Origin of the sequence: Pseudothauera nasutitermitis, from assembly GCF_004801295.1 — a bacterium.
Classification (GTDB): Bacteria; Pseudomonadota; Gammaproteobacteria; order Burkholderiales; family Rhodocyclaceae; genus Pseudothauera; species Pseudothauera nasutitermitis.
The window spans coordinates 207,783-220,044 of record NZ_SSOC01000002.1 but is presented as its reverse complement, the minus strand read 5'-3'; the positions used below and the strand labels follow the sequence as shown (position 1 = coordinate 220,044).

General features: G+C 63.9%; 3 protein-coding genes. All 3 read left to right on the top strand.

What is annotated here, in order from left to right:
• Window positions 1-4: 4 nt before the first annotated feature.
• The 3 genes from E6C76_RS22345 to E6C76_RS05120 are packed head-to-tail and all read left to right on the top strand — an operon-like array spanning window position 5 to window position 12,250.
• Window positions 5-9,628, top strand: a complete 9,624-nt coding sequence (locus E6C76_RS22345; protein ID WP_230976163.1) for a calcium-binding protein — start codon at window positions 5-7, stop codon at window positions 9,626-9,628.
• Window positions 9,629-9,644: 16 nt separating this feature from the next.
• A complete protein-coding gene (locus E6C76_RS05125) occupies window positions 9,645-10,883 on the top strand; it encodes a glycosyltransferase (RefSeq protein WP_136347190.1) in 1,239 nt (412 codons plus the stop codon).
• Window positions 10,884-10,894: 11 nt separating this feature from the next.
• The gene (locus tag E6C76_RS05120) at window positions 10,895-12,250 is read left to right on the top strand and encodes an HlyD family type I secretion periplasmic adaptor subunit (protein WP_136347189.1); all 1,356 of its coding nucleotides are present in this window, start codon (window positions 10,895-10,897) and stop codon (window positions 12,248-12,250) included.
• Window positions 12,251-12,262: the final 12 nt, after the last annotated feature.

The window sequence follows — 12,262 nt, the reverse complement described above, 5'->3', positions numbered from 1 at the left end:
TGAAATGCCTACATTACTCGAATACATGCAGTTTTCGACCAACGTTTACGCTGCTTCAGCAATAAACCGAGTCGGCGTTCCCTCTGGATGGACGCGAATCGACTGGCAGCCAGACCAGTTCACGGGCTTTTCGGCCGGCGTTTTCAGGAATGATGCAACAGGCGAGGTCGTCATTGCCTACACGGGGACCAACGATAAAGTTGCGGACCCGATCAGCTGGACGGCCGGGCTAGGGGTTCCCGCTCCTCAAATATACGACGCGATGGCCTATTACTTTGCCTGGCAATCCGCGTTCCCTACGGAGACGCCTATTTCCTTTACCGGGCATTCCCTTGGCGGCGGCTTGGCGTCGCTGATGGCCGTGTTGTTCGACAAGCAGGCCACGGTGTTCGACCAGGCGCCCTTCCAGCTCGCGGCGGTGAATCCCGCCCTGCTGCCATCGTATGCTGCGGCAATGGCTGCGGCGGGGGTTTCGAATGATGCGCTGGCCGACTACATCGCTTCCGGCGGGCTGCTTGCATTGTCCCGGGAGTCGAACGTGACGCATTACTACATCGAAGGCGAAGTGCTGGCTGGAATCCGTCTCTCGGCAAACACGCTGGTCGGAAGCGACAACCCGATTTCCTTGGGCAGATCGGATGCGGGAGCAAGGGATCGCCATTCCATGGCGCTGATGACTGCCCTGCAGGCTTCTCCGGCATTTCTCCAGGCGGTCAGAAATTCGCCGTACCTGGTGTCCATGCTGATGGATGAAGGGCTCTTTGCCACTTATTCCTTGGATCCGGTCAATGAAGATTTGACCCGAAAACTCCTGCGCCATCAGCTCGGAGTGCCTGGCGAGGTTCAGCCTGATGGCATGCTGGATCGGCTTGCTGCGGACATGGGAAAAATCGTGCAGGCGCAGGGGGTTTCTGCCAGTTACAGATATGATCTGGTGAAGGCATTCATCGCCTTTGCGATGGAGAAGTATTACAACGAAACTCCGTCCAGTCCGCGCTACCTGGAAGAATTGTTCGACGTGGCAGGTAACGGCCTGCAATTCGATGCGCAAGCCGTTGCGTCGGATATTACCGAAGCAAAGGGTTACCAGCAGTACTTCATAAAACATCTCGATAATGGCCTGCTTTTCACGCCCGAGGAGCGTAGCCTCGTCATTCAAAACATTTCCGACTTGCGAGACTGGAGCGTGGCGCTCGGTTCGCTAGGGATGAGCGCCACGGACACCCAGAACCGGGGAGCCTTCATGCTCGGTGCAGATGGTGCCGATACGCTGATTGGAGGAACGGCGGATGACCTGCTGGTTGGCGGCCAAGGAAATGACAAGCTGGATGGCGGCGCGGGTGCGGATATCTTGCTGGGTGGCAAGGGCGACGACACGCTGACCGGAGGTGCCGGTGCCGATGAGCTGTATGGCGGGACTGGAATCGATCGTTATGAAGCCGATGGCGAGGACACGATCAAAGACAGCGACGGTTTGGGCGAGGTGTTTCTCGACGGCAGGCTCCTGCGAGGCGGCACCCGCAAGAAGACGGACCCGGCGGGCGTCTACAAGGGGAGCGACGGCACCGAGTACGTCTTGCAGGGCACAACACTGGTGGTCGATGGTGGATTGACGATCCAGGATTTCACCAACGGCGATTTGTGGATCAAGCTCGAAGAAGAGCCGGACATCGACGATATCAAGAAGAAGGCGGATGAGGCATCCAGATATTCGTCGCCCATCGTCCTGGATTTGAATGGAGACGGCGTCAAGACGACCCCACTCAATACCGGCACCTACTTCGACTATGCCGAAGACGGGTTTGCCGAGCATACCGCGTGGGTTTCTCCGGAAGATGGTCTGCTGGTCCGCGACCTCGATGGTAACGGCCGGATCGATTCGGGGCGCGAACTGTTCGGCTCGGAGACCTTGCTCTCCGACGGGAGCAAGGCAGCCAACGGCTTTCAGGCGCTGGCCGAACTGGACGCCAATGGCGACGGCCGGATCGACGCGGCCGACGCGGCGTTTTCCGAACTGCGCATCTGGAAGGATGCCAATGCCAACGGGCGCACCGACGCCGGCGAACTGCTGACCTTGGAGGAGGCCGGCGTGCAGAGCATCGACGTGGGCTACACGAACTCCAGCCGCGTGGACGCCAACGGCAACGCCCACAAGCAGGTGGGCAGTTTCACCACTACCGACGGCGAAGTACGTGTGGCCGCCGACGTGTGGTTCCAGTCCAACCCCACCTATAGCGAACCAACCGAGTGGCTGGAGGTACCCGAAGAGATCGCTGCGCTACCCGACGCCTACGGCTACGGCAAGGTATACGACCTGCACCAGGCGATGGTGCGTGATCCGGCCTTGACGGAACTGGTCGAGCGTTTCGTGGGCACGACGGATGCGGAGGATCGAAAGGCGTTGGTGACCCAGATCATCTACCGCTGGGCGGGGGTGCAGGACATCCACCCTGCAAGCCGGACCAACCGAAGCTGGCGCAACGCCATTGGGGATGCACGCCGGCTGGAGGCACTGGAAGCCTTCCTTGGGCAGGAATGGTCGCAGCACAGTTGGGGCCGGAACCCCGGCCCGGATGCGTCCCGCACGCTGAACGCAGCGTATGCCCAGTTGGAAGCGCTGGTGTATGGACAACTGATGGCGCAAAGCCATCTGAAGGATTTGTTCCAGCAGATTCGTTATGGCTGGGATGACGATATCGAGAGCGTCGTGGGCGATCTTTCCGAAGTGGCCGCTACGCTGGCCGTTCGTATCGAAACCGACCGGGAAGCGGGCTTGGAAGAACTGGGCGAGTTCGTCGGCTCCCTGCGGAGTATGAACAAGCCCGATCAGTTGGACATGGAGGGATTCTTGGCACAGTTGGCTCCATTGGGGGCTGACGTGGTGAGTACGATTACCGGGAAACTGAGCGGTTGGGTGGGGACGAACATACCAACGCAGAGCAACGACGTGCTGCTCGGGAGCAGTTCCGACGACCTTATCGACGGGCTGGGCGGCGACGACCGGATCGTGGGCCGCGGCGGCAACGACACGTTGGTCGGCGGGTGGGGCAACGACACCCTTGATGGCGGTGTCGGTAATGACGAACTGCGCGGTGGCGCGGGCAGTGACACCTACCGTTTCGGCCGAGGCGACGGGCACGACACGGTTGTCGAAGGCTCCTGGGGGACGAGCGAGGTCGACCGTATCGCATTGAAAGCCGGAATCGACCCCGCGGACGTCAGGCTGGAACGGGTACAGGTCAAGACAGGCTGGCAGGTGTCGGACGACTTGGTGCTGACGATCCGCGATACCGGCGAGACGATCACGGTCAGGAACCATTTCAGTAGCAACGGTTATTACGCGGTGGAGCAGATTATCTTTGCCGACGGCACGGTGTGGGATGCGCAAGCCATCCGCACGGCCGTGCTGACCGGTGAAGAAGGCGACGACGACCTGCTGGGCTTTGCGGGGGACGACACCTTCGATGGTGGGACGGGCAACGATACGCTGACTGGAGGTAGCGGCAGCGATACCTACCGCTTCGGTCGCGGTGACGGGCACGACGTGGTCGTCGAGGATTCATGGGTTGCGAGCGAAGTCGACCGCATCGTGCTGAAGGCGGGCGTCGACCCGGCGGACGTGCGGCTCGAACGGGTTCAAGTTCCGGTAAATGCGTGGCAGATGTCGGACGACCTAGTGCTGATGATCCGCGATACCGGCGAGACGATCACGGTGAAGAACCATTTCAATGCCAGCAACCGCTATGCCGTGGAAGAGATTGTCTTTGCCGATGGTACCGTGTGGGATGCCGAGGCGATCCGCTCCCAAGTGCTCATCGGCGGCGATGGGGACGAGGTGCTGAGCGGCTTTGCTGGGCGGGACAATCTGATCGTCGGGGCGGCAGGAAACGATACGCTGGCGGGTCATGCCGGAAATGACACGCTGGAAGGCGGGCAGGGCAACGACTTGCTGCGCGGCGGCAAGGGTTCCGACACTTACCGTATCGGCCTGGGCGATGGGCAGGACGTGATCGAGGAGGGCTACGATCCAAGCGCGATAGACATTTTGGAACTGGCTGCCGGGATCGGACCCGAGGACGTGTCCGTGCGCTGGACGGCACAGGGCGGGATGGTGGTGACTCTGCCCGACGGCACGAATGTGGTGGTGCGCAGGCAGGACCGGCGCTCTTCGGGGGGCAACGGTTACGGCATCGAGCAACTGCGTTTTGCCGATGGCACAGTATGGGGACGGGAAGAACTGGCTGTACAGGCTGTTGCCGGTACGTCGGGCGATGACGTGATCGTACTGGGTGATGAAGCGACCGAACTGGATGGCGGTGCGGGGAACGACCGTTTCATTGGCGGCGGAGGTTGGTACCACACTTATCGCTTCGGTACCGGCGATGGGCAGGATGTGATCGAAGATGGCTATGGGAAGATTGTCTTCAAGGATGGTATCGATCACTTTGGCGTGAGCTTCAGCCATGAGGGTCGGGATCTCATCGTCACGGTGAATGCTTCGGGCGATTCCATCCGGATCAATGGCTGGCTGAACACCTGGCAGCGCATCGACCGTTTTGAGTTCGCCAACGGCGCATCGTTGAGCGCGAATGATGTGCAGGCCTTGCTCAACGTGGAAGACGACTCGGAAATCCTGTACGGCTCGCCGGAGGATGAACGGCTCATCGGTACGGACAAGCACAGCACGATCCGTGGCCGGGCGGGCAACGACACGCTGATCGGCGGCGGGGGCAACGACCGGCTCTACGGCGAAGACGGCGACGACGTGCTCGACGGCGGCACGGGCCGCGATGAGCTATACGGCGGTGCCGGCAGCAATACCTATGTTCTGGCACGAGGTTCCGAACTGGATTTCGCGTCTGTCGCTTCCGCCCAGGTGGCGGAAGACACGGTGCTGTTCGCGCCGGGCATCCGACTGGAAGACGTTACCGTGCAACTGGGTGAGCGCAGTTGGGGTTATCAGACTGGCGACGTCGGCTACGTGGAAATGGTCGTCGGCATTGGCGGGGACGACGCGCTGGTGCTGCACAACGAGGCTTGGAACGACCTTGCCCGTGGAGCGGTCAAGCGCTTTCGCTTCGACGACGGCACCGAACTGACGCTGGCAGAGATGATCGCACGCGCGGATGGCGGCCTGATGGGGTACCAACAACGCTACCAGGGCGATGGCCCAGTACTGCTGGGCAGCGCGGCCGATGACAGAATTTATGACTACACCGGTGAATCGATCACCGTGCGTGCGGGCGCGAATGACGACTACGTGTATCTGGTGGGAGGGCGCAACGTCATCTCGGCCGGCAGCGGCAACGACACCGTGCATGCCGGTGGCGGCGGCACCCTGATCGCGGGCGAGGCGGGCGGCGACGAACTGAACGGCGGGGCCGGCGACGACGTGTTCGTGTTCAATCATGGGGACGGCCACGACGTGGTGACGGCCGGCGAGGGGCGGGACACCCTGTCCTTCGGTGTCGGCATCGAGCCGGCCATGCTCGCGGCCGCCTTCGATGCCGATGGGCGGCTGGTGCTGTCCATCGACGGCGGTACCGGCGGTTCGATCACCCTGGATGGCGTCCATGCAGACGACCTGCCGGGCGACCTGGAGCGTATTCAGTTCATCGACGCCGAGGGCAGGGCACGCGTCTTCGACTTTGCCGCCTGGGTCGGCGCGCAGGTGGCGGCGCTGGCGGTCGCCACGGTGGAATCCCCGCTGATTTTCGATGGCGCCGGTTTTGAATTGACCGGCCGGGCGGCGCCCGCCGGCGGGCTGGAAGCGGTGGCTTACGCACAGACGGGCGACCTCTTCGCCACCCCCAATCTGGCGGCCAATACGCCCACCGACGGGGACGACGTGCTGTACGGCAGCCCCGAGGGCGATGTGCTCGACGCGGGCGCCGGCAACGATGTCGTGATGGGGCTGGACGGCGACGACGTGCTCGACGGCGGGGCCGGCGACGACGTGCTGTACGGCGGCTGGGGCGCGGACACGCTGCGCGGCGGCACGGGCCGGGACGAGTTGTACGGTGAATGGGGCGGCGACACCTATGTGTACCAGGCCGGTGACCAGGAGGTGGTCATCGACGACGACCATCGCCTGCTTTATGTAGGAGGATACGGCGGGGTCGTGGTGGATGGCGGTTATGGCGGCGGTTACGACTATGGCGGCACCATCCTCGACGACGCCCCCAACGTCCTGGCGTTCGGCGAAGGCATCCGGCCGGAGGATCTGATCTACTCGGAACGCGACGGCGACCTGGTGATCGAGTTCGCCGGTAGCCCCGGCGACCGCGTGATCCTGCGGGGCTTCGCCCCTCACCGCGCCACGCAGACCCGCTCGGTGGACGTCATCCGCTTTGCCGACGGCACGGAAATCGCCGCAAGCACCATCGAGGTTGCCGGCCGGACCGAGTTCGGCGGGGACGAAGGCGGGTGGCTGGACGGCACGCAGTACGCCGACACGCTGGTGGGCGGGGAGGGCGACGATGTGCTGAACGGCAACGGTGGCTCGGATCTGCTGGTGGGCGGCGTGGGGTCGGACACCTACCGTATCCGTCAGGGCGATGAGGGGGACACTTCCGAAACGACCATCGTCGAAACCTGGCGTGCCGAGGATCACAACCGCCTCGAACTGAGCGGCGACGTGAGCGCGGACGATCTGTACCTGGAATTCGACGGCCACGACCTGCTGCTGCGCCTGGGCGAAGACGGCGGCAGCGTGCGCTTCGCCGGCTTCGACCCGCGCATGCCGGGTATGCCGGCGCCGGTGGCGGAGGTGTACCTGTCCTGGCCGGGCATCACGCTGAGCTTCGATGAACTGCTCGCCCGTGGGGTGCGCTACGACGGGCAGACGCAGGACGTCTACGACGTGAACCTGGGCGATGGCGAGGTGACCATCGTGGAGGTATCCACGGCGGATGCCGGCAACACCGTGCGCTTCGGCCCCGGCATTGAGGCGGATGCGCTGCGTGAGCGGCTGAGCTTCGCCGACGACGGCGAGGGCGGCCACTTCCTGCTCATCCACTATGGCGGAGAGGACGACGTGCTGCGCCTGTCGGGTTTCAACCCGCAGGACGTGCTGGGCGGCGGCCATGCGGTGGATACCTTTGTGTTCAGCGATGGCACGGTGGTGGAGTACGCCACACTGGTTTCGTGGGGCTTCACCGTGGAGGGAGACGACGCGGGCAACGCCCTGACCGGCACCAATCTGGACGACCGCCTGTATGGCCATGACGGGGACGACGTGCTCGACGGCGGCGCGGGCGTCAATGAATTCCATGGTGGCGCGGGCAACGACACCCTGATCGGCGGCGACGGCGTCGATGGCTATTTCTTCAACCGGGGCGACGGCATCGACACCATCCTCGACGGCCCCAGCGACAATTTCATCGTGTTCGGACCGGGCATCGCCCTGGCGGACCTGGAGATCGAGTGGGACGGCGACACGCTGGTGCTGCGCTACGGTCCCGGCGATGCGATCCGCATTCCGGATTATCTGGCCAAGACCCAGGACGGCACGCCGCCGGTGACCGCCCTGCGCTTCGACGACGGGGAGATGGCGGCGCTGCCGGTGCTGATCGGTGCCGGTGGCGATCCCGTTCGGGTGAATACCGTGGAACTGGCGGCGGCCGTCGAGGATGCGCCCTACCGGCAGACCGTGGAGTTGTCCGTGTTCGATCAGGATGGCCCGTTCGGTCAGGCCAGGCTGCTGCACGCCCGTCTGGCCGACGGCGGCGCGCTGCCGGACTGGCTCGTCTTCGATGCGCAGCATGGGGTGTTCTTTGGCACGCCGGACAACGACGACGTCGGTGGGCTGGACATCGTGCTGGAAGCGTGGGGCGACTACGGCCTGCTGGCCACGCAAAAGCTGCGCCTCGTTGTACACAACACCAACGATGCGCCGCAAACCGGCACGCCTCTCGTCGACCGGCAGGTCACCGAGGATGAGGCTTTTGCGTTCGCGTTGCCGGAAGACGCCTTCCACGACGTGGATGCGGGCGACGCGTTGAACTGGTCGGCGCAGCGCGCCGACGGTTCGCCGCTGCCGGCGTGGCTGGTCTTCGATGCAGCCACGCGCACCTTTTCCGGTGTGCCCGGCAACGACGCCGTGGGCAACCTGGGGATCACCGTTACCGCGACCGATTTGGCCGGGGCCTCCGCCGTGCAGACCTTCGTGCTGGAGGTGGCCAACGTCAACGACGCGCCCGAAGTGGGCGTGGCGCTCGCCGACCAGACGGCGGAGGCCGGCACGGACGTTTTCTGGCAATTGCCCGAAGGCGCCTTTGTGGACATCGATGCGGGCGACGTACTGAGCTACACGGCCAGTATGGCCGATGGCAGTCCGCTGCCGGATTGGCTGTCCTTCGATGCACAGACCGGCGGTTTCAGCGGCACCTCCGCGCAGGCTGGCGACTACCGCATCGTGGTGACCGCCACGGATCTGGCCGGTGCCACGGCGAGCCAGCGCTTTGCGCTGCGGGTTCAAGGCGCCGCCGATCCGGCGCCGATCACGGCACCGGATGGGGCCACGGTGAGCGAAGATTGCCGGCTGATCGCGTGGGGCAACGTGCTGGCCAACGACCAGGATCCGCAAGGCGGCAGCCTCACGGTGGCCGATGCCGGCACTCGCCGTGGCGAATATGGCTGGCTCACGCTGCTGCCCAACGGGGCCTATACCTACACGCTGAACAATGTCTCCTCCAAGGTCCAGGGCCTGGGCGCGGGCGAGACGGCGGTGGAACGCTTCTCCTACCTGGCCAGCAACGGCACCGAGCGCAGCACCGGCGAACTGGCGGTGACCATCGAAGGGACCAATGACGCGCCGTACCTGGCGCGCAGCCTGCAGGACGTGCAGCTTGCCAAGGGCAAGGCCTTCTCGTGGCAGGTGCCGGCCGGCAGTTTCCTCGATCCGGATCGCAACGATACGCTCACCTACTCGGCCACGCTCAAGAACGGCAAGCCGCTGCCCGACTGGTTACGCTTCGATGCGGCCACCCGGACGTTCAGCGGCACCGCGCCGGGCAACGCCAAGAGCAGCATCGAAGTACGCGTCGTCGTGAGCGATGGGCACGGCGAATGCTCCGTGGCCGCCGATACGTTCAAGGTGAACTTCGGCAGCACGACCATTCTGCCGAAGGACAAGGAGGGCGCGGGCAATTGCCCGGACGTGCCGTTGCCCTGGTTCGGTTCGGGCCATCATGGTGGTTCTGGCGCAGGGCAGGAGCACTGGGGGGATAAGGGAATCCTGGAACGTTTCTTTGATGGCTTCGAGCGGAATTCCTCTCCAGGGCACAAACAGGTTCCCGGGCTGGACAGGGGCTGGTTCGAGCAATGGAACGCGCCCGCGAAGGGATGGGACGATCTGCGTGCTTCTGGAACCAGCACTGGCAAATCCATCGAGACGCATTGGTCGCAGCTTCAGCAGGCGCTCGGCCGGATGGACGCCGAACGCCAGGGGGCGCCCGCCTGGAGCCAGCCGCAGCATGGCGCGGATCTTTCCGGCCTGGCCGGTCTGCTGCATGGCAGCTCCCAACAGGCGCGCGGCGGGGTGGATGCCTTCTCGCTCGCGGGTGGCGGTACGCAGTTGAAAGGCTTCGCGGGCCTGCGCGAGGGGCTGGGGCGGTTGCGGTGCTGAGAAATCGGGGGGCGTGATGGCGCGTGTCCTGATCGCATGGGAACTGGGCGGTGCCTTCGGGCACCTTGCCCGGTGTCTGCGCCTTGCGCAGGCCTTGCGCCTGCGCGGGCACGATGTGGTGCTGGCGCTTCGGGATGTCAGGATTCCCACGGTCAGTGCGCCGCTGCCGGGCATCACCATCGTGGCGGCGCCGTTCGCACCCGCCGAACGAGCACCAGCCCGTCCACCGGTCAACTACGCAGAGGTGCTGACGCACTGCGGATTCGCGAAGGCGGAGGATGTGGCCGCCCGGTTGGTCGCGTGGCAGGGATTGATGGCGCTTGCCCGCCCCGACGTTGTCGTTGCCGATCATGCGCCGACGGCCTTGCTGGCCGCCCGTACGGGGGGGCTTCCGCATCTGGCGGTCGGTACCGGTTTTGCGATTCCGCCCGTGGCATCTCCATGGCCGTCTATTCGTCCGTGGGAGAGCATCCCCGACACTGCGTTGATCGAGGCGGAAACGCGGCTCGATGCAGTGGTTGCCGGTGCCTTGAGCATGTCGGGATACGCGCAGACGGTTCGCATGCGTACATTGTTCGGTGCGCAGGATGTGCTGGATACATTTGTCGAACTCGACCATTACGGCGGCAGGGCAAATGCGTGCTATGTCGGCCCGATCGGATCGCTTTCCGCAGCTCGGCGGGTGAACTGGGCAACGGAGGGTATGGGATGCTCCAGGGTGCTGGCCTACATGCGGCCCGAAATTCCCGGATCGATGGCCATCATGCGTGCGTTGGCGCGTCTGGATGCCGAAGTCCTGTGCATTGTGCCGGGGTTGGCCGCCGGCATGGCCCGGCGAATGGCGACACAGCGCCTGCGCATCGCGCTTACGCCAATTGCCGTGTTGCCGTTGCTGAAGCAGGCGGATCTGGCCGTCTGCTACGGGAACAGCGGTTTTGTATCCGAGTCATTGCTTGCCGGTGTGCCTCTGCTCCTGCGCCCGTGGCATGTCGAGCAGGCGCTGCTTGCCCGCCGTGTCGAAGTCCTCGGCGCCGGGCGCTCGATCGATGGGCAGGCCACACCTGAGGCGGTTCTCGATGATCTGGAGGATCTGATGGAGAGCCCGAAATATCGCCATGCGGCGCAAGCGTTCCGTGGGCGCTACCGGGGTTTTTCTGCGGATCGGTCCGTCGAGGGCGTGATGGCGGCCATTGAACGCCGATTGCTGGATCAGCCGGTACCGCCTGCCGTGCTTGAAACTGCTCCGATTTTTTAGGAGTGCCTCCTTTGAAAACCATCCTGCAAGCATCCTCATCCGGTTATCAAGCGTTCCATCCGCCACTTATCCGTCTGCAAGGAACTGCACCGAACCCACTGGGGCGCCATGTGCTGTGGAGCCTGGCCGCCTTGCTCGGCTTTCTGCTTGTGTGGGCCTTGCTGGGCCGGCTGGACATCGTGGCTGTCGCGGAAGGCAAGCTTGTTCCCGCGAGTTATCTGAAGATCGTGCAGCCCGCAGAGGCCGGAATCATCAAGGAAATCCTGGTGCAGGAAGGCGAGCAGGTCAGTGCGGGGCAGGTGCTGATGCGCATGGACGCACTGACCAGTGAAGCCGATCTGGATGCGCTGACCGCGGAACATGCCAACAAGCGGTTGACCCTGGTGCGTATCGATGCGGAACTGTCGGGCAAGCCATTCGAAGCGGGAGATGGGATTCCGCCGGCCTTGGCGGGGGAGGTTGCCGCGCAGTACCTGGCCAACCGTGCGGCATTGGGGGCGGCCCTGGCAGAAGAACGCAGCCGTTTGCGGAAGGCGCAGCAGGAACTGGCAGCCGCCAGACAACAGAAGATCCGGCTCGAAGCGGTGCTGCCGCATTATGTGGAACAGGAACGCGCATTCGAACAACTGGCCGGCAGAGGGTTCTACGGGCCACTGATGGTCAGCGAAAAACGGCGCGAACGGATCGAAAAGGAGCAGGAGCTTGCCACGCAGATTCACTTGATTGCGTCCGCGCAGGCTTCCATCGAGCAATCGGAAAAGAAACTTCATCAGATTGAAGCGGATTACCAGCGCCAGTTGCATGCCGAGCGCAACGAAACACGGATTCAGTTTGATCGCCTCGCCACGGAGCTCGAAAAGCAGCGCCATCGGCATGCTCTGCTGGAATTGAAGGCACCGCAGGATGGTGTGATCAAGAACCTTGCCACGCATACGGCGGGTACGGTGGTGCAGCCGGGAACGGTGCTTGCCAGTCTGGTGCCGGGAGGCGAGCGGCTGAGGGCCGAAATCTGGGTGTCGAACCAGGACATCGGTTTCGTTCGGCCTGGGCAGGCCGTGAAGCTGAAATTTGCGCCTTATCCATTCCAGAAGTACGGCATGGGGCACGGTACGGTCGAACTCGTCAGCGCGGACGCGCAAAGCGAGGAGGAGGCGCGCGACGCCGGCGTGACGGCCGAACAACGGCCCCTGCGCTACAAGGCACTGATTGCGCTGGAGGAGTCCGTGTTGGAAATGGAGGATCGTAAGTACCCTCTTTCGGTGGGCATGCAGACGACCGCCGAAGTCCTTTTGGGCAATCGGACAGTGGCGGAATATCTGCTCTCGCCAGTGCAAAAAGCCTGGCACGAGGCAGGCAGGGAACGATGAATCCGCCGGGCT

Coding starts and splice junctions, on each gene's coding strand:
- E6C76_RS05125 (WP_136347190.1), top strand. CDS start 9,645: ATGGCGCGTGTCCTGATCGCATGGGAACTGGGCGGTGCCTTCGGGCAC.
- E6C76_RS22345 (WP_230976163.1), top strand. CDS start 5: ATGCCTACATTACTCGAATACATGCAGTTTTCGACCAACGTTTACGCT.